This window comes from Streptomyces exfoliatus (assembly GCF_000725545.1).
Taxonomy (GTDB): domain Bacteria; phylum Actinomycetota; class Actinomycetes; order Streptomycetales; family Streptomycetaceae; genus Streptomyces; species Streptomyces exfoliatus.
Window position 1 is genome coordinate 236895 of sequence record NZ_JNZP01000001.1, and the last position, 18363, is coordinate 255257.

The 18363-nt window shown below is 73.2% G+C and carries 14 protein-coding genes; 5 read left to right on the top strand and 9 right to left on the bottom strand.

Going from position 1 to position 18363, the window contains the following annotated elements; genetic code table 11:
* Nucleotides 1-56: 56 nt before the first annotated feature.
* Nucleotides 57-5348: a pullulanase-type alpha-1,6-glucosidase gene (gene pulA / locus IO20_RS0101135; RefSeq protein WP_030547579.1), complete on the top strand. Its 5292-nt coding sequence runs from the start codon at nt 57-59 to the stop codon at nt 5346-5348.
* Between the two features lie 31 nt (nt 5349-5379).
* Here the strand turns inward: pulA and IO20_RS0101140 are convergent, their stop codons facing one another.
* Nucleotides 5380-5907, bottom strand: a complete 528-nt coding sequence (locus tag IO20_RS0101140) for a GNAT family N-acetyltransferase (protein ID WP_030547577.1) — start codon at nt 5905-5907, stop codon at nt 5380-5382.
* 64 nt (nt 5908-5971) lie between these two features.
* Between IO20_RS0101140 and IO20_RS0101145 the strand changes: the two genes are divergently transcribed.
* Nucleotides 5972-6304 carry a 5-carboxymethyl-2-hydroxymuconate Delta-isomerase gene (locus tag IO20_RS0101145; protein WP_030547575.1) on the top strand — a complete coding sequence of 111 codons (333 nt, stop codon included), beginning with the start codon at nt 5972-5974 and terminating at the stop codon, nt 6302-6304.
* On the opposite strand, the gene IO20_RS0101150 is transcribed toward IO20_RS0101145, so the two are convergent.
* The gene (locus IO20_RS0101150) at nt 6289-7011 is read right to left on the bottom strand and encodes a TetR/AcrR family transcriptional regulator (protein ID WP_030547573.1); all 723 of its coding nucleotides are present in this window, start codon (nt 7009-7011) and stop codon (nt 6289-6291) included. The genes IO20_RS0101145 and IO20_RS0101150 overlap by 16 nt on opposite strands.
* A gap of 37 nt (nt 7012-7048) precedes the next feature.
* Here IO20_RS0101150 and IO20_RS0101155 point away from each other — a divergent pair, with 37 nt between their 5' ends.
* The gene (locus IO20_RS0101155) at nt 7049-7468 is read left to right on the top strand and encodes a hypothetical protein (RefSeq protein ID WP_030547571.1); all 420 of its coding nucleotides are present in this window, start codon (nt 7049-7051) and stop codon (nt 7466-7468) included.
* A gap of 3 nt (nt 7469-7471) precedes the next feature.
* Here IO20_RS0101155 and IO20_RS0101160 read toward each other — a convergent pair whose 3' ends face one another.
* From IO20_RS0101160 to IO20_RS0101180, 5 genes are all read right to left on the bottom strand, one after another.
* A complete protein-coding gene (locus IO20_RS0101160) occupies nt 7472-8527 on the bottom strand; it encodes a PDR/VanB family oxidoreductase (protein WP_030547570.1) in 1056 nt (351 codons plus the stop codon).
* Entirely contained in the window at nt 8527-9411 is an 885-nt protein-coding gene (locus IO20_RS0101165; RefSeq protein WP_030547569.1) for a metal-dependent hydrolase, read from the bottom strand. The genes IO20_RS0101160 and IO20_RS0101165 overlap by 1 nt, the downstream gene beginning before the upstream one ends.
* Before the next feature lie 161 nt (nt 9412-9572).
* A complete protein-coding gene (locus IO20_RS0101170; protein ID WP_030547568.1) occupies nt 9573-11933 on the bottom strand; it encodes a hypothetical protein in 2361 nt (786 codons plus the stop codon).
* Nucleotides 11934-12028: 95 nt separating this feature from the next.
* A complete protein-coding gene (locus IO20_RS0101175; protein ID WP_030547567.1) occupies nt 12029-12829 on the bottom strand; it encodes a tyrosine-protein phosphatase in 801 nt (266 codons plus the stop codon).
* Nucleotides 12830-12909: 80 nt separating this feature from the next.
* On the bottom strand, nt 12910-13920 hold the full coding sequence (locus IO20_RS0101180) for an NAD-dependent epimerase/dehydratase family protein (protein ID WP_031126615.1): 1011 nt from the start codon (nt 13918-13920) through the stop codon (nt 12910-12912).
* A 243-nt stretch (nt 13921-14163) separates the two neighbouring features.
* On the opposite strand from IO20_RS0101180, the gene IO20_RS0101185 reads away from it, so the two are divergent.
* On the top strand, nt 14164-14745 hold the full coding sequence (locus tag IO20_RS0101185) for a hypothetical protein (protein WP_245684843.1): 582 nt from the start codon (nt 14164-14166) through the stop codon (nt 14743-14745).
* A 43-nt stretch (nt 14746-14788) separates the two neighbouring features.
* Nucleotides 14789-16261, top strand: a complete 1473-nt coding sequence (locus tag IO20_RS0101190) for a PepSY-associated TM helix domain-containing protein (protein ID WP_031126620.1) — start codon at nt 14789-14791, stop codon at nt 16259-16261.
* Here IO20_RS0101190 and IO20_RS0101195 read toward each other — a convergent pair whose 3' ends face one another.
* Nucleotides 16262-16801, bottom strand: coding sequence for a winged helix-turn-helix domain-containing protein (locus IO20_RS0101195; protein ID WP_030547560.1), 540 nt, complete (start codon nt 16799-16801; stop codon nt 16262-16264).
* A gap of 351 nt (nt 16802-17152) precedes the next feature.
* Nucleotides 17153-18184, bottom strand: a complete 1032-nt coding sequence (gene glnII / locus IO20_RS0101200) for a glutamine synthetase (RefSeq protein ID WP_030208202.1) — start codon at nt 18182-18184, stop codon at nt 17153-17155.
* Nucleotides 18185-18363: the final 179 nt, after the last annotated feature.

Below are 18363 nucleotides of genomic sequence, written 5' to 3' on the forward strand. Positions count from 1 at the left end.
GCAGGGCCGCCCCACCGGGGCGGCCCCCTCTTCCCGTACCTCCAGGGAGCACCCCCGTGACACGCAAGAGAACGGCGGTCGCGCTCGCCGCCGCCCTGTGCGCCGCCCTCGCGCCCGCCGTCCCCGCGTCCGCCGCGCCCCGGCCCCCCGCGCCGCCCTCCGACCGGGCGCTCGCGGCCGAGCCCGCCCGCCAGGACCTCACCCGCGAGCAGTTCTACTTCGTGCTGCCCGACCGGTTCGCCAACGGCGACGCCTCCAACGACCGCGGCGGCCTCACCGGCAGCCGCACCCAGACCGGCTTCGACCCCACCGACAAGGGCTTCTACCAGGGCGGCGACCTCAAGGGCCTGACCCAGCGGCTCGACTACATCAAGGGCCTCGGCACCACCGCCATCTGGATGGCGCCGATCTTCAAGAACCGGCCCGTCCAGGGGGAGGGGAAGGACGCCTCCGCCGGCTACCACGGCTACTGGATCACCGACTTCACCCAGGTCGACCCGCACTTCGGGACCAACGAGGACCTGGAGAAGCTGATCGCCGCCGCCCACGCCAAGGGCATGAAGGTCTTCTTCGACGTCATCACCAACCACACCGCCGACACCGTCGACTACGCCGAGAAGAAGTACGGCTACCGCCCCAAGGGCGCCTACCCGTACCTCGACAAGGACGGCCGCCCCTTCGACGACCGGGCCGCGATCGGCAAGGTGGACGCGGACTCCTTCCCGTACACCCCCGTCGAGAAGGCGAACACCAAGGTCCCGGCCTGGCTCAACGACCCGACGATGTACCACAACCGGGGCGACTCCACCTGGGCCGGGGAGTCCGCCGAGTACGGCGACTTCGTCGGGCTCGACGACCTGTGGACCGAGCGCCCCGAGGTCGTCGAGGGCATGAAGAGGATCTACGAGACGTGGGTCCGCGACTTCAAGATCGACGGCTTCCGCATCGACACCGTCAAACATGTCGACCTGGACTTCTGGACGCAGTGGGCCACCGCCCTCGACGCGTACGCCAAGGAGCGGGGCCGCGAGGACTTCTTCATGTTCGGCGAGGTCTACTCCGCCGACACCACCGTCACCGCCCCCTACGTCACCCGGGGCCGGCTCGACGCCACCCTCGACTTCCCCTTCCAGGACGCCGCCCGCGCCTTCGCCTCCCAGGGCGCCGGAGCCGACCGCCTCGCCAAGGTCTTCGCCGAGGACTACCGGTACACCACCGACAAGGCCAACGCCTACGAGCAGGTGACCTTCCTCGGCAACCACGACATGGGCCGCATCGGCACGTTCCTCAAGCAGGACAACCCGAACGCCTCCGACACCGAACTCGTGCGCCGGGCCACCCTCGCCAACGAGCTGATGTTCCTGTCCCGCGGCAACCCGGTGATCTACTCCGGCGACGAGCAGGGCTTCACCGGTGCCGGCGGCGACAAGGACGCACGCCAGCCCCTCTTCGCGGCGCGGTCCGCCGACTACCTCGACGACGACCAGCTCGGCACCGACCGCACCCACGCCACCGACGCCTACGACACCACGCACCCGGTGTACCGGTCCGTCGCCGCCCTGTCGAAGCTGACCCGCGAACACCCGGCGCTCCGCGACGGCGTCCAGCAGGAACGGTACGCCGAGGGCTCCGTCTACGCCTTCTCCCGTACGGACGCCACGCAGCGCACCGAGTACCTGGTCGCCTCCAACAGCGCCACCACCGCGAAGACCGTCACCGTCCCCGTCGACTCCGCGAACCTCCGCTTCCTGTACGGAGGACAGGGCGCCGTGACCGCTGCCGACGGCAAGGTCACCGTCACCGTCCCGGCCCTCTCCTCCCTGGTCCTCAAGGCCGACAAGCCCCTCGCGGACCCGGCCGCGAAGCCCGCCCTGTCACTCGAGGCCCCGGCCGCCGGCTCCACCGGCACCGTCGAACTCACCGCCGACGTCACCGGCGGCGGCCTCAACCGGGTCGTCTTCGCCGCCCAGACCGGCAACGGCCGCTGGCAGACCCTCGGCACCGCCGACCACGCCCCCTACAAGGTCACCCAGCACGTGACCGCCGCCGCCGGCACCCCGCTCCGCTACAAGGCCGTCGTCGTCGACAGCGCCGGCCGCACAGCGAGTGCCACCGCCGCCACCACCGCCGGCGCACCCCCGGCCCCCGAGAAGCCGGTGGCCGTCGAGCGCACCCACGCGATCGTCCACTACAAGCGCCAGGACGGCGACTACGAGGGCTGGACCCTGAAGGCCGCCGGGCAGGAGGCCGCGTTCACCGGCCGCGACGCCCACGGCGCCTTCGCCTGGGTCAAGGTCCCCGAAGGCGCGTCCACCGTCACGTACACCGTCGAGAAGAACGGCACCGCCGACGGCCCGCAGCGGAGCATCACCCTCGGCCGCACCGGCGAGGTCTGGATCACGCAGGGCGCCGAAGGCCAGTCCGACACGAACCCGGCCCCCGCCCCGCAGGACAAGACCAAGGCCCTCATCCACTACCAGCGCCCCGACGGCAACTACGACGGCTGGGGCCTCCACACCTGGACCGGCGCCGCCCAGCCCACCGACTGGTCCAGGCCCCTCATGCCCGTCCGCACCGACGCGTACGGCGCCGTCTACGAGGTGCCGCTCGCCGAGGGCGCGACCTCCCTCTCGTACATCCTCCACAAGGGCGACGAGAAGGACCTGCCCACCGACCAGTCCCTCGACCTCGCCACCTACGGCCACGAGATCTGGGCGCTCTCCGGACAGCAGAAGTACCTCCTCCCGACCGTCGGCGGCGCCCCGAACCTCGACCTCGCCAAGGCCGAGGCCCAGTGGATCGACCGGAACACCGTCGTCTGGAAGGTCAAGTCCACCGACGCCACCAGCCAGCAGCTGGTGTACGCGAAGGACGGCGGGATCACCGTCACCGACGGGTCGCTCAGCAGCGAGGGCCAGTGGCTCCGACTCGCCTCGGCCACCCTCACCGACGCCCAGAAGGCGAAGTACCCGCACCTCAAGGACTACCCGGCCTTCACCGTCGACCCGCGTGACGCGGACCGCGTCCGCGCCTCCCTGCGCGGCCAGCTCATCGCCACCCAGCGCGCCGCCAACGGCGCCCTGCTCGCCGCCACCGGCGTCCAGACGGCGGGCGTCCTCGACGACCTGTACGCGCCGAAGGCGACGAAGGCCGCACTCGGCCCGGTCTTCCGCGCCGGCCGCCCCACCCTCTCCCTCTGGGCCCCCACCGCCCAGTCCGTCGCCCTCGAACTCGACGGGAAGACCGTGCCCATGCGGCGCGACGACTCCTCCGGCGTCTGGTCCGTCACCGGCCCCAGGACCTGGACGGGCAAGCCGTACCGGTACGTCGTGAAGGTCTGGGCGCCCACCGTCCAGAAGGTCGTCACCAACAAGGTCACCGACCCCTACTCCACCGCCCTCACCACCGACTCCGCCCGCAGCCTCGCCGTCGACCTCACCGACACGGCCCTGGAGCCCAAGGGCTGGGAAGCCCTGAAGAAGCCGGCCGCCGTGCCGCTGCGCGACGCCCAGATCCAGGAACTCCACATCCGCGACTTCTCCGTCGCGGACCCCACGGCGAAGGCCGGCCACAAGGGCACCTACCTCGCCTTCACCGACAAGGACAGCAAGGGCTCGAAGCACCTCAAGGCGCTCGCCGACTCCGGCACCTCCTACGTCCACCTCCTCCCGGCCTTCGACATCGGCACCATCCCCGAGAAGAAGTCCGACCAGCAGACGCCCGCCTGCGAGCTGAAGGTCTACGCCCCCGACTCCGAGGAGCAGCAGGCCTGCGTCACCGCCGCCGCGGCGAAGGACGCCTACAACTGGGGCTACGACCCGCTGCACTACACCGTCCCCGAGGGTTCCTACGCCACCGACCCGAACGGCACCCGCCGCACCGTCGAGTTCCGGCAGATGGTCCAGGCCCTCAACGGCCAGGGCCTGCGCACGGTCATGGACGTCGTCTACAACCACACCGTCGCCGCCGGACAGTCCGACAAGTCCGTCCTCGACAGGATCGTCCCCGGCTACTACCAGCGCCTCCAGGCCGACGGCAGCGTCGCCACCTCCACCTGCTGCGCCAACACCGCGCCCGAGAACGCCATGATGGGCAAGCTCGTCGTCGACTCCGTCGTCACCTGGGCGCGCGACTACAAGGTCGACGGCTTCCGCTTCGACCTCATGGGCCACCACCCCAAGGACAACATCCTCGCCGTGCGCAAGGCGCTCGACGCCCTGACCGTCGAGAAGGACGGCGTCGACGGCAAGGCGATCGTCCTCTACGGCGAAGGCTGGAACTTCGGCGAGATCGCCGACGACTCCCGCTTCGTCCAGGCCACCCAGAAGAACATGGCCGGCACCGGCATCGCCACCTTCTCCGACCGGGCCCGCGACGCCGTCCGCGGCGGCGGCCCCTTCGACGAGGACCCCGGCGTCCAGGGCTTCGCCTCCGGCCTCTACACCGACCCCAACACCTCCACGGCCAACGGCACTCCGGCCGAGCAGAAGGCCCGACTGCTCCACTACCAGGACCTGATCAAGGTCGGCCTCACCGGCAACCTCGCCGGCTACACCTTCACCGACACCTCGGGCCGTACGGTCAAGGGCTCCGAGGTCGACTACAACGGCGCCCCGGCGGGATACGCCGCCGCCCCCGGCGACGCCCTCGCCTACGCCGACGCCCACGACAACGAGACCCTGTACGACGCGCTCGCGTTCAAGCTCCCGGCCGGCACGTCGGCCACGGACCGCGCCCGCATGCAGGTCCTCGCCATGGCGACCGCGACCCTCTCGCAGGGCCCGGCGCTCTCCCAGGCCGGTTCGGACCTGCTGCGCTCCAAGTCCCTCGACCGCAACTCGTACGACAGTGGCGACTGGTTCAACGCGATCCACTGGGACTGCCGCGAAGGCAACGGCTTCGGCATCGGCCTCCCGCCGGCGCCCGACAACAAGGCCAAGTGGGGCTACGGGAAGCCGCTCCTGGTCAACCCGTCCCTGACGGTCGGCTGCGAGCAGATCGACGGCGCCTCCGCCGCCTACCGCGACCTGCAGAAGATCCGCACCACCGAGCCGGTGTTCTCCCTCGCCACCGCCGGACGGGTGCAGGAGGCCCTCGCCTTCCCGCTCTCCGGAAGCGACGAGACCCCGGGCGTGATCACCATGCGCCTCGGCGACCTGGTGGTCGTGCTCAACGCGACCCCGGGAAGCACCTCGCAGAAGGTCGCGGACCTGGCGGGCAAGGCCTACGGCCTCCACCCCGTCCAGGCCGCCGGCACGGACGAGGTCGTCAAGTCCGCCTCCTACGAGTCCGCTTCGGGCACCTTCACGGTCCCGGCCCGGACGGTGGCGGTCTTCAAGGCCGGGTGATCCTCACCGGGTGATCTCCACAGGGTGATCCTCACCGGGGGAGCGGCGCCTCGACCGGCCGCTCCCACAGGATGACTCCGTACCGGGTTCCGTCGGCGGCGAGCTTGCCCGGCTCCTCGCCGACCACCCGGTAGCCCGCGGCTTCGTAGTACGTACGGAGCCGCGGGTTGCTCGTCATCGAGTCCAGCCGGGCGACCGACCGCCCCCGGGCCGCGATCCGCTCCTCGGCGTGCGCGAGCAGCACCCGCCCGGTTCCGGCGGGCGCCGTCTCCCGGTCGGTCATCAGCCGGTGCACGTAACCGGCGACCGGCGGCTGCGGGCCCCAGGCCTGCTCGTCCTCCCACCACAGTTCGTACGCGCCCACCACCCGGCCCCCGAGGCACGCGAGCCACACCTCGCCCGCGGCGATCCGCGCCCGGAAGTGCCCGGCGCTCTTCGCGCCCGGTTTCCACTGCTCGATCCCGTTCCGCACCATCCAGTGGGCCAGCCCGTCGAACAGCTCCACCAGCAGGTCCAGATCGCCTTCGTCCGCCTGTCGGAAGGTCACTTGTGTCGTCATGGCGATCACCGTAAAGGTGTGGCCGGACATCCGTCCGTCGTACCCCTCTGGCCCGGAGGCACTCATGCCGCAGATCACCGTCGACTACTCCGCGCCCCTCGACCGGCGCGGCTTCGCGCTCGCCCTGCACCCGCTCGTCGCCGAGACGGTCGACACGACGATCGACGCCTGCAAGACCCGGTTCCGGGAGATCGAGGAGCTGGTCGTCGGCGACGGGTCGACCGACGACGTCATCGTGCACGTCGAGATCGCCCTGCTGTTCGGCCGCACCGACGAGGTCAAGGCGCGGCTCTCGAAGGCCGTCCTCGCCCTGCTGCCGGAGTACCTCAAGGCGACGGAGGGCGTACGCCTCTCCGCGGAGGTCCGCGATCTCGAATCGTCCTACCGCAAGCGCTGACCGGGGACGGCGGACAGCGTGGGCATCAGCGCGACGAGCCGGGCGACGAGCTCCCCGAAGGGACCGTCGGCCGGCTCGTCCGCGAGGACGCCGACGAGGATGTCCGCCGTCTCCTGGTCGTAGGCGGCACTCACCGCGGCGAGCGCCGCGAAGTCGTGCACGAGCTGCAACTCCAGCTCCGCGCGCGGCACCCGGCGCCCGTCCAGCCACAGGAGCGCCGTCGACTCGGCGAGCGACACCCACGAGCGGACGACCAACTCGAGCCGCGCGGACGGCTTCCTGACCCGCAGATGGGCCAGGATCTGCTCGTACGCGGCCTGCCGCACCTCGTCGATCATCGCGTTCGTCGTGGAGGAACCCACCGCGGGCCCGCCCCGCATCAGCGCCGCGAACCCCGGGCCGTGCTCGTCCACGAAGTCGAAGAACCGGCCCATCACCCGCAGCAGCCGTGCCCCGAGGGGCCCCTGGGGCGGCTCCACGAACCTGGCCGCCAGCTCGTCGGCGGCCCGGCGCAGCGCCGCCTCGTAGAGGCTCTGCTTGCCGGGGAAGTAGTGGTAGACCAGCGGCCGCGAGATGCCCGCGGCGGCGGCGATCTCGTCGATGGAGACCTCGTCGGGAGAGCGGTGGCTGAAGAGTTCGAGAGCCACCCCGATCAACTGCTGCTTGCGCTCCTCGACGCCCATCCTGCGGCGTACCCCGGTCGTCATACGAACAGCCTAACGGGGTCCGTTAGTGTGCTGCTTCATGAGCGCTTCCGACCAGGACACCACGGCCGCCGGGGCCCAGGAGGCCGCGGAGGCCTCCGAGGGCGACGAGAACGGCGAGACCAACGAAGAGATCTCCGGCGAGGAGACCTCCGACGAGGAGGGCCCCGGCGAGGAGGGCCCCGGCGAGGAGGGCCCCACTTCGGGTCTCACGCCCAAGCAGGCGCGGCGACTGCGCGTCGCCGCCGCCTCCGTGCTGCTCGTGGCGATGGCCGTGGTCCTCGTCGTCCGCCTCGCGAGCCGGACGTCCGTCCTGGTCGTCGGCGTGTACGGACTCGCCATGATCCTCTGCGGGATCGTGATCGAGCTGTCCCGCAACGGCCGTACGCGGCTTGCGACCTGGCTCCTGGTGGCAGGCCTGGCCGCCGCCCTCGCCTTCGACTGGCTCATCCTGCCCTGACGCCTACAGGTCGAGGACGAGCCGCTCGCCCGCGCAGCGCGAGACGCAGATCAGCATCGAGTCGTCCCGCTCGGCATCGGTGAGCAGGTCGTCCCGGTGGTCGATCTCGCCCTCCAGGACGTGCTGTCTGCAGGTTCCGCAGAACCCCTGCCGACAGGAGTACATGAGACCGGGGACCTCTTCGCGGACTGCCGCGAGCACCGACTGGTCGGCCGCCACCGTCACCGTGCGTCCCGAGCGGCGCAGTTCGACCTCGAAGGCGGTGCCGCCGGTCGTCGCCGCGGCCGAGAAGCGTTCGAGGAGCGGCGTCCGGCCCTCCGGCATCGCCGCCGCCACCGCGTCCATGAGGCCCTCGGGGCCGCAGCAGTACACGAGGGTCTCGGCGGGGACGTGCCCGAGGAAGCCGAGGTCGGGGTAGCCCGACTCGTCCTCGGCGACCACCGTCACGCGGTCGCCGCCAAGCGCCTCGATCTCCTTCAGATACGGCAGGGTGGCCCGACTCCGCCCGCAGTACACGAGCCGCCAGTCCGCCCCGGCCGCCTCGGCGGCGCGCAGCATCGGCAGGACCGGGGTGATGCCGATGCCGCCGACGACGAAGACGTACGCGGGGGCCCCGAGGAGCGGGAAGCGGTTGCGCGGGCCCCGGATCTCGATCTCCAGGCCCTCGTGGAGCCGCTCGTGGACCTCGCGCGAACCGCCCCCGCCGTCCTCGATGAGACGCGTGGACACGGTGTACGAGGAGAGGTCGGCCGGATCGCCGCAGAGCGAGTACTGCCGGACGAGCCCGGAGGGCAGGACGAGGTCGATGTGGGCGCCCGGCTGCCAGGCGGGCAGGTCCCGTCCCGCGAGGCGGAGTTCGACGACGCCGTCGGCGGGCGTGGCGCGGCCGGTCACCCGGACCTTGCGGGGGACGGTGCTGCCCCGGCCGTAGCCGGACACGGGCTCGTCGAGCGCGGGCATCGGCCACAGCGGGGCCGTGGACATGCGGCTGCGGACGGCCCGGCGGACGAGCAGCGCGGCGGCCCCGGCGGCGAGGGCGACGGTGGTGAAGCGGGGCATCAGCGGCCTCCGTTGGCGCCGGGGGAGGAGGCCAGGTAGGCCGTGGCCTGCGCGGTGTCGCCCTCCTGGGAGGGGTGGTAGGCGCGGCTGAGGTAGCGGGGTATCGAGCGCAGCATGGCGGGGGTGGAGGGCAGCACACCCTGCCGGCCCTTGCGGATGAACTGGCCGAAGGAGGCCTTGCCGTCGAGGAGCGTCGGGTCGTTCTCCATGAAGAAGCGGACGCCACGCTGCCAGAGGAAGAGGAGCGTGGAGAAGGCGAGCGCCCAGGTGCGGGCGCGGCGCCGGTAGCCGCCGTCGAGGTGCATGAAGAGCTCGAAGGCGACCGAGCGGTGCTCGACCTCCTCCGCGCCGTGCCAGCGCAGCAGGTCGAGCATGACGGGGTCGGCGCCGACCCGGTCGAGCTCGTCGGCGTTGAGGACCCAGTCGCCGAGGAAGGCGGTGTAGTGCTCGATGGCGGCGATCATCGCGACCCGCTCCATCAGCCACCAGCGACGCGGCCGGCCCGGCGGCAGGGTCCGGTCCCCGAGGAGCTTCTCGAAGAACCAGTCGACCTGGGCGGTGTACGGGGTGGGGTCGAGGCCCTGCGCGCGGAGGTGCGGGAGGACGTCGTCGTGGGCCTGGGAGTGGACGGCCTCCTGGCCGATGAACCCGATGACGTCCGCGCGCAGCCGGTCGTCCGTGATGTACGGCAGCGCCTGCTTGTAGACGTGCACGAACCAGCGTTCGCCGGCCGGGAGCAGCAGGTGCAGCACGTTGATGGTGTGCGTGGTGAAGGGATCGCCGGGCACCCAGTGGAGGGGGGTCTCGTCCCAGTCGAAGGAGACCTTGCGGGCCTTGAGCTCGACGTGCTCCGACGCCACCGGTGCAGGCTGCGTATTAGACATGGCGTCAATGTACTGAGAGGTACGGCGATGGCAACAGGCCTGTGCACCCGATTATCGCCCCGCCCCTCGTCCTCTTCTCGCCCTCCCCTCCTCCCTGCCTCCTCCTCCGCTCACCCTCTTCTCACCCTTCTCACCCTCTCCGGCCGCCCTCCCCGGCCGTGTCAGCGCAGGGCGGCCACCCGCGTCCCGTCCCGCAGGGTGCCGTCCAGGTCCGCTCGCGCCCCCGCCTTCGCCTTCACCGCGAGGAACGGGCCGTCCGACCGCCCCTTCACCCCGCCCGAGGTCTCCAGCGCGGTGAAGTCCGGGCTGCCCGCCGCCAGGACGTACCAGCCGCCGCTCGGCGCCTGCCACAGCACACCCGCCAGGACCCGGGGGTCCCGCACCCCGCAGGCGGGCGAGCCCTCGGAGCGGGCCGCGAGCGCCGCCGGGACGGTGGGCGCCGGGACCAGGAACTGGGCGAGGACCCTGCCGCCCGTGCCCCGCCAGGTCTCCGCGCGCGTGCACAGCCAGGTGCCCAGACCCGCCCCCTCCGGGAGCGGCTGCCGGGCGAACCGCCAGGCGTTCACCGACCGCACCCCGTTCCCGCCCACCGCCGTCAGTTGGCACGCGGTCCGCGCCCACGCCTCCCGCGCCTGCGGCCCCGTCGCGTCCGCCGGCGCCGCGGGCGGACCCCACAGGAGCCGGGCGGGGGCCAGCTCACCGAGGTCGGCGAGGAGCCGCAGCCCCGAACCGTCCCGCACCTGAAGGGTGTTCCAGCGGGTGCAGCCCTTCGCCAGGGCGGGGCTCGGCACCGGATCGGTCATCCCCTGCGCGTCCCGCACCAGGGGCCGGGGCGGCTTCGCGGGCGCGAGGAGATCCCGTACCGCCGTCTCCTTCACCCAGGGCGCGGTGAGATAGCGGACGTTGCCCGCCGCACGGGACAGCACGAGCGCCGCCGAACCGACCGAGTCGGCCCCGTCGGTCCGCGCGAAGTCGAGCGCCGCGCCCGCCGTGCCCTCGACCGGCTCCGCGTACCGTACGGCCCGCAGCCCGTCGTGCAGGAGCACCACCCGGGCCCCGTCCACCACCCCCGCGAACAGCAGCTGGGGCGGCCCCATCGGCGGACCGACCGGCGTCCCCGGCGTCGCCGAGGAGCGTACGGAGGCCCCGGGCCTGGCCCACACGGCGAGCGCGCGCCGCAGCAGCGCGCTGTCGCCGGTCAGGCCGCCGCGCGCGGGCCACACGGAGAAGTCCTGCCGGGTCGAACCCGGCCAGGCCGCCGGAGCGACCCGCCTGAGCGCCGCGGGGTCGAGAGCTGCCTCCGCGGCCGGGTTCCGGGCGTACGAGGGCGCCGCAGCACCGTTTCTTCCCCACCCGTCCCCGGGCAGCCCGAGCAGCGTCCCGCACACGACGAGCGCGGCGGCGGCGACGAGCGCGGCCCGGCCGTGCTGCCGCCGCCGCATGAGGTCGGTGGGCCGGGCCTGGAGCGCGCAGGGATCGAACTCGTCGGATTCGAGCAGCGCGGCGCCGCTGACGCGACCGGAACGGGCGAGGGGACCCGGGGCGGGACCGGAGCCGGGGGTGGGGCCGGGACCGGGGGCGGCGACGGGCCGGGGCGTCGAGGGCCCGCCGGGGTGGCCGGCCCGACCGTTCCCGCCGGCGCCCGCGGGCGGCGCGTCCAGGCCCGGCGTATCGGCGCCGACGCTGCCGGCCCGGCCGCCACCCCCGCCGGGACCACCCTGCCCGCCGACCCTGTCGGCGTGGCCGTCCCGGCCGCCGGCACGGGGCACGGCCCCGTCCGTGCCCCCGGTCCCCGCCGGGTTCCCGGGCCTCCCCGGTCCGCCGGGCGCGCGGGGCCCGCCCTGCTCGCCGACCCTCTCCGCACGCCCGTTCCGGCCGAAGCCCTCGGCGGCGCCCGGGCCACGGCCCTGACCGGTGACGAGGCCCGCGGACGGCGAGGCCGCGGCCCCGGTGTCCACCTCGTCCAGCGCGTCCGCCTCCGCCAGGGCCGCCGCGGGGTCCTCCACGCCGACCGACGCCAGGACGCGCAGCACCTCGGGGTCGCCCTGGCGTTCCAGACCGCGCAGGACGTAGGCCGCGCGACCGGGTCCCGAGAGCCGCGACAGCCGCTGGTCCAGGGCGAGTTCGTCGGCGCCGCCCACCCGGGGGAACAGTCGCAGCCCCCACACGTGCGGAAGCAGCGGCGGGAACTGCGCCCGGCGCGGCAGCGCGAGGCGCCGCAGCGGCAGCCCGGCGATCAGCGCCTGCCGCAGCACCTCGCCCCGTACGTACGCGTACCCCGGATCGACCGCGTCCTCCGTGAGCCGCGGCTCCGGCACGGCGGGCCCCGGGACCCGGCGGCGCGGCAGGGAGCGCTGGACGAGCGCGTGCGCGGTCAGCACCCGGCGGTTGCGGCCGAGCGAGGGCGGCAGGACGAGGTAGGCGATGCGGACGAGCCGCGGATAGCGCTCGACGAGCGCGGCCTCGGCCTGCTCGACGTCGATGGGGCCCACGGGCGAGGGAACGAGATCCTGGGTGCTCACGTTCAGCAGAACGAGCGATTCTTCCGATGGTCACCCCGGCCGGGTCGGGCCTCGGCCGCGCTCCCGGACGGGGCGCCGGCCCGGCACCGCCCCGCTCAGCGGGCCTCCACCGTCAGCCGCTCGCGGATCCGTTCCGTCACCTCGTCGGGGACGCCGAGCCCCTCCCGTACGTACTTCTCCATCGACCCGTGCCGGACCTCCACCTCGTCCAGGGCCGCCGCCAGGTACTCCGGCACCACGCCGATCATGTCGAGCGCGAGGTCGGGGTCGCCGCCCTGCGCGGTGAACCCCTCGATCATGGGCGCGAACGCCTGCCGTACCGCGGTGTTGACCGACAGGTACTCGCTCCGCACGGTCTCCTCGTCCGCGCCCAGCAGGGACAGCACGACCGTCGCCGCCCAGCCCGTCCTGTCCTTGCCCGCCGTGCAGTGGAAGAGCAGCGGCCCGGCCCCCGGAGCCCCCAGCTCGGTGAGGAGGGCGTGGTAGGAGGCCCGGCCGGAGTCGCTGGAGACGAAGGCCCTATAGGTCCGGGCGAAGGCCTCCCGGACCTGGCCCCCGCCGAGGTACTCCTCGGCGAGCGCCGGGTCCGTGAGCAGCTTTTTCAGACGCGCGGCGGGCGGCAGCCCGCTGACGGCGAGGTGGTCGGCGAGCACGTCCGCGACGAGCAGCCGCGCCCCGGCGGGCAGCCGGTCGGGCCGGTCCCCGCGCTCCACCTCCGTACGGAGGTCGACGACCGTACGGATGCCGAGACCCGCCACCGCCGGCTCGGACGGATCGAGCCGGTCGAGCTGCGCGGAGCGCAGGACGAGGCCGCGGCGGACGGCCCGCCCGGCACCGAGCGGCAGCCCGCCGAGATCCCGGAGGTTGGCGACGGAGGTGGCGGGAAGGGCGGGCATGACGGCGACTCCTCCGGGTTCGTACGCGTTCGTGTCGACCGTAGACGATCACCCCGGTTCGGGCAGCTCCGAGCGGTTCCTCACCCGCCCGACGACGCCGTGAGCTTCGCCAGGACCTCCGCCTCCCGCTCGGGGGAGAGGCCGACCTGCGGCCGGTCCGGGCGCTGCGGCGCCGCGCCGCCGAGCGACTCCAGCCACGCCCAGGTGTCGGCGACGGTCTCCGCCACCGGGCGGCAGCGCAGTCCGGCCTTGAGCGCCTTGGTGACGTCGGCGGTGTGCATCGCGTCGTACATCTCGCCCGGCGGCAGCCACACCGGCAGCTCCGACCACGGTTCCGCACCCGCCGCGAGCAGTGCTTCCGGGGCGGTCCAGCGGAGTTCGGCCTCCGCGCCGGTCACCCGTACGCACGCGTCGAGCAGCCCGCCCATGGTCGTGTGCCCGGGCGGCGAGACGAGGTTGTACGGCCCGGAGAGCCCGGCCGCTATCGCGTCGAGGGTCCACTCGGCCAGGTCGCGGACGTCGATGTACTGGATCGGCGAGTCCGCGGGACCGGGGGCGAGGACCGGGCCGCCGCGCGCGATCCGGCCGAGCCACCAGGGGAGCCGGCCCACGTTCTCGTACGGGCCGATGATCAGACCCGCGCGGACGAGCAGCGTCCGGTCCGCGCCGAACGCGGCGGTGGCGGCCAGCTCACCGCCCCGCTTGGACTCCGCGTACGGCATGTCCCCGTCGTCCGGCGACCCCTCCACCAGCGGGCCGTCCTCCGCGAGTCCGGCGGCGGGCGGCCAGGCGTACACGGACCGGCTCGACACGTACGCGTACCGCCCGACCCGGTCGGCGAGCAGCCGGGCAGCGTCCCGTACCGCCGAGGGCGCGGCCGACCAGGTGTCCACGACGGCGTCCCAGGAACCCGCCGCGAGCGCGGCGAGACCGTCGGGTCCTGTGGTGCGGTCGCCGAGCAGCGAGGTGACCCCCGCCGGCGGCGCGTGCCGGCCCCGGTGGAAGACGGTCACCTCCCAGCCCCGTTCGAGCGCGGCCTCGACGACCGCGCGGCCCACGAACTCCGTACCTCCGAGCATCAGCAGTTTCATGATCCGAGACTGCCCGGCCGCCCGGTGCGGGGCCAAGGCATTCCGCTCCCGGAGGATTCCGCCACGGGAGGAACGCCACGGGAGGCGTCACGGGGACATCAGGGCCGCGGGGGGTCTCGTGCGCCGGATGGCGGGGTGACACCATGACGGGCGATGACGGATGCCCGGTCGCCCCTGCGCGCCTTGCGAGCCGCCCTGTTCGCGGTGGTGTGCGTGACTCTGGCGGTCGTGGGGCATTCGTCCATGTCTGCGCACCGGCTCCCGGCGCCCGCCCTGCTCGGTGCCTTCGCCGTGACGGCGGCGGTCGCCTGGGCGGCGGCGGGCCGGCGCCGGGGCGCGCCGACGATCGCGGGCGCGCTGATCGCCCTCCAGGGCGCGCTGCACCTGGTGTTCTCGCTGGCAGGGACCCACCCGGCGGCGACACACGCGCATGCCGGAAGCGGCGGGACGCACGCGACGCACGGCGCGGAGACGCTCTCCCCCGCGACCTCCGGCACGACCTCTGCCGCGACCTCGGTCGCCGGCACGGACACCGCCGGCATGCTCGCCGTCCACCTCCTCGCCGCGCTCCTCTGCGGCCTCTGGCTGGCCCACGGCGAAGCGGCGTTCTTCACGCTGGCCCGAGCCGCCCTCGCCTACGCCTTCACGCCCCTGCGCCTGCTCCTCGCACGGGTCCGCGTCCCCGACGCCCCGCGCCGCGCGGTCCGCAGGACCCGGCGGAGCACCCACCGGCCGCGCACCCTCGTCCTCGCGCACACCCTCCCCCGGCGCGGCCCGCCCCGCCCGCCCGTACCCCGCGCCACGGCCCTCGGAGCACACGTCTGACCCGGGGGTCTTCCCCCTGTCTGCACCGACTCCTAGGACAGCCATGACCATCGACGATCCCGCACGCCCGGAAACGCCCGAGGCGCCACCGTCGGAAGCCGCCCCCGCCCCCGCCCCCGCACCCGCTTCCGCCCCGGCCACTGCCCCGCGGAAGCCCGGCACCTGGAGCGCCCTGCGCCCCCTCGTCCTCCGTCTCCACTTCTACGCGGGCGTCCTCGTCGCCCCGTTCCTCCTCGTGGCCGCCGTCAGCGGCCTGCTGTACGCGCTCTCCTTCCAGGCGGAGAAGGTGGTGTACGCCCACGAACTCGAAGTCCCCGTCGGCGACACCGCCCTGCCGCTCTCCCAGCAGGTGAACATCGCCCGCAAGGTCAACCCGAACGGCACCGTCACCGCCGTCTGGCCCTCCGCCGAACCCGGCGCGACCACCCGCGTCCTGATGGCCGACCCCGACGTCCCCGAGGGCACCTCGCTCGCCGTCTTCGTGGACCCGTACACCGGGGACGTACGCGGACAGCTGCCCAGCTACGGCAGCTCGGGCGCCCTCCCGCTGCGCACCTGGATCGACGGCCTGCACCGCGACCTGCACCTCGGCGACCTCGGCCGCAACTACAGCGAACTCGCCGCGAGCTGGCTGTGGGTCATCGCGCTCGGCGGCCTGCTGCTCTGGCTCGGCCGGCGCCGGAAGAACCGCCGCGCCCTGTTCGTCCCCGAGGGCGGCCCGGCCTCCCGCCGCCGCACCCTGTCCTGGCACGGCTCGGTCGGCCTGTGGGCGGTGACCGGACTCGTCCTGCTGTCGGCGACGGGCCTCACCTGGTCGCGGTACGCGGGCGAGAACATCGGCGCGGTCCAGGACGGCCTGGGCGGCGCGACGCCGACCCTCTCCGCGACCGTCGGCGGCGCGGCGGCCGGCGGCTCCTCGGAACACGAGGGCCACGGCGGCGCGCACACCGGGGGCGGCGGCACCGCCCAGGGGCCGGACATCGGCCTCGACAAGGCACTGGAGGCGGCCCGCGCGGCCGGCATCGACAGCCCGAGGATCTCGGTCGTCCTGCCGGCCGAGGGCAAGGGGTACGTGGTCAAGGAGACGGACACGCAGTTCCCGCTCCAGCTGGACTCGGCGGCCGTGGACCCGGCGGACGGCAAGGTCGTCGACCGCCTCGCCTTCGCCGACTACCCGCTCCTCGCCCAGCTGACCCGGATAGGCATCGACGCGCACACCGGCGTCTTCCTGGGCCTGTTCAACCAGCTGGCCCTGGCGGCCCTGGCGCTCGCCCTGATCCTGCTGATCCTCTGGGGCTACCGCATGTGGTGGCTGCGTCGTCCGGGCCGCCCGGCGGCGCGCGGGGCGTGGCGGCGGATCCCGGTGACCCTGCTGCTGCCGTTCGCCGCGGCCACGGCCCTGGTGGCCTGGTTCGTCCCGCTGCTCGGCCTCAGCCTGCTGCTGTTCCTGGCGGCGGACCTCGCCCTGGCCCTCGTGGCGAGGGTCAGGGCGAGGTCCCGTACGACAACGACCTGATCAGGGCGTGTACTTGTAGCCGACCCGCCGCACGGTCTGGATCGTGTGGCGGTGCTCGGCGCCCAGCTTGCGGCGCAGCCGCGCCACGTGCACGTCGACCGTACGGCCGTCGCCGACGTGCCCGTACCCCCACACGGTGGTGACCAACTGGTCGCGGGTGTGCACCCGGTGAGGGTGCGCCACGAGATGGGCGAGCAGCTCGAACTCCAGATAGGTGAGTTCGAGCTCCCGCCCGTCGACGACGGCGATCCGCCGGACCCCGTCGATGGCCACCGGCCCCTGTGCCGCTTCGAGAGGAGCGGGTACGGCGGCGGGTGCCTGGGGCTGCTGGTCGGCCGGCAGGAGGACCAGGTACCCGACCATCGGCGGCCGCCCGGGCAGCGTCGGCAGGGTGTGCGGGGGAGCGGGCAGCAGGGTGGCGCCGGGCGGCAGGAAGTCCGCGACCCGGGCGAAGTCGACGACCTCGTTCGGGTCGACGGCGCGCAGCCGGTGGCGACCGGGGCGGACGGCGGTGAGGGAGGCACTCGGGGCAGGGGCCATGGGAGGTCAGCTCATTTCGCGCGGAGAAACGGACGGACAGGAGTCGTACGTCGTGCGCGTCGGCCGAAGGCCGTGGATCGGACCGTACCGATCGGGGCTTTAGAGGGCCGACGCGTTCCTCGCGCGGCAACACACCCGGTCGAAGTCGTGATGCTGCCGGGAAGGCCAGAACGGCTCGAGGTCATGACGACCTGTCGCGCTGTCGTTCTGTGTGAGGGCCATATCCCTATTGAACCAGAAGGGAATGCGGATGAGCAGCCCCGCACCGGCCAAAGCCCGTGTCATCCATCCCACATGACGGAAAGGCGCCCACCGTGTGAAACGGTGGGCGCCCCTTCGGAGAGGTGCGGATCAGACCTGGCCGGCCTTCTCCAGGGCCTCGCAGCAGGTGTCCACCAGGAGGCGGGTCACCACGTACGGGTCCACGTTCGCGTTCGGGCGACGGTCCTCGATGTAGCCCTTCTGGTCCTGCTCGACCTGCCACGGGATGCGGACCGAGGCGCCGCGGTCCGAGACGCCGTAGGAGTACTGGTCCCACGGGGCGGTCTCGTGCAGACCCGTCAGGCGGTCGTCGATGCCGGCGCCGTAGTTCTTGACGTGGTCGAGCGGCTTCGAGCCCTGGCCGAGGGACTCGGCGGCGGTGATGATCGCGTCGTAGCCCTCGCGCATCGCCTTGGTGGAGAAGTTGGTGTGCGCGCCCGCGCCGTTCCAGTCGCCCTTCACCGGCTTCGGGTCGAGCGTCGCCGAGATGTCGAAGTCCTCGGCCGTGCGGTACAGCAGCCAACGGGCGATCCACAGCTGGTCCGAGACCTCCAGCGGGGCCAGCGGGCCGACCTGGAACTCCCACTGGCCGGGCATGACCTCGGCGTTGATGCCGGAGATGCCCAGACCCGCCGCGAGGCAGTTCTCCAGGTGCGCCTCGACGACGTCACGGCCGAAGATCTCGTCCGCGCCGACACCGCAGTAGTAGCCGCCCTGCGCGGCCGGGAAGCCGGCCTCGGGGAAGCCGAGCGGGCGCGAGCCCTTGAAGAAGGTGTACTCCTGCTCGATGCCGAAGATCGGCTCCTGGGCGGCGTACTTCGCGGCGACCTCGGCCAGCGCGGCGCGCGTGTTGGACTCGTGCGGCGTCATGTCCGTGTTGAGGACCTCGCACAGCACCAGGATGTCGTCACCGCCGCGGATCGGGTCCGGGCAGGAGAAGACCGGCTTGAGGACGCGGTCCGAGGCGTGGCCCTTGGCCTGGTTCGTGCTGGAACCGTCGAAGCCCCAGATCGGCAGCTCGTCGAGCGCGAGGGCGTCGCCGACGATGATCTTCGTCTTCGAGCGAAGCTTCGCGGTCGGCTCGGTGCCGTCGATCCAGATGTACTCAGCCTTGAAGGTCACGGGCCTCATCCTTTGGGCGTGCTGCTGCGGGAGTCGCAACGGCTCGCGGCGCTGCGAGAAGCTGCGGTGTGTCGGTGTCCGGTCGCAGCTTCGCAACACGGGATTTCCCGTCGGTTGCCCGAATGTGAACCCCGTGTTACTCAGCTTTCCTGTGTTTCCCGCGGCCGCTGTGCGACGGA

Bases quoted from the DNA above. Each gene is read 5' to 3' on its own strand.
- IO20_RS0101140 (WP_030547577.1), bottom strand. From the start codon at position 5,907: ATGACGACACAAGTGACCTTCCGACAGGCGGACGAAGGCGATCTGGAC.
- IO20_RS0101145 (WP_030547575.1), top strand. From the start codon at position 5,972: ATGCCGCAGATCACCGTCGACTACTCCGCGCCCCTCGACCGGCGCGGC.
- IO20_RS0101150 (WP_030547573.1), bottom strand. From the start codon at position 7,011: ATGACGACCGGGGTACGCCGCAGGATGGGCGTCGAGGAGCGCAAGCAG.
- IO20_RS0101155 (WP_030547571.1), top strand. From the start codon at position 7,049: ATGAGCGCTTCCGACCAGGACACCACGGCCGCCGGGGCCCAGGAGGCC.
- IO20_RS0101160 (WP_030547570.1), bottom strand. From the start codon at position 8,527: ATGCCCCGCTTCACCACCGTCGCCCTCGCCGCCGGGGCCGCCGCGCTG.
- IO20_RS0101165 (WP_030547569.1), bottom strand. From the start codon at position 9,411: ATGTCTAATACGCAGCCTGCACCGGTGGCGTCGGAGCACGTCGAGCTC.
- IO20_RS0101175 (WP_030547567.1), bottom strand. From the start codon at position 12,829: ATGCCCGCCCTTCCCGCCACCTCCGTCGCCAACCTCCGGGATCTCGGC.
- IO20_RS0101180 (WP_031126615.1), bottom strand. From the start codon at position 13,920: ATGAAACTGCTGATGCTCGGAGGTACGGAGTTCGTGGGCCGCGCGGTC.
- IO20_RS0101185 (WP_245684843.1), top strand. From the start codon at position 14,164: ATGTCTGCGCACCGGCTCCCGGCGCCCGCCCTGCTCGGTGCCTTCGCC.
- IO20_RS0101190 (WP_031126620.1), top strand. From the start codon at position 14,789: ATGACCATCGACGATCCCGCACGCCCGGAAACGCCCGAGGCGCCACCG.
- IO20_RS0101195 (WP_030547560.1), bottom strand. From the start codon at position 16,801: ATGGCCCCTGCCCCGAGTGCCTCCCTCACCGCCGTCCGCCCCGGTCGC.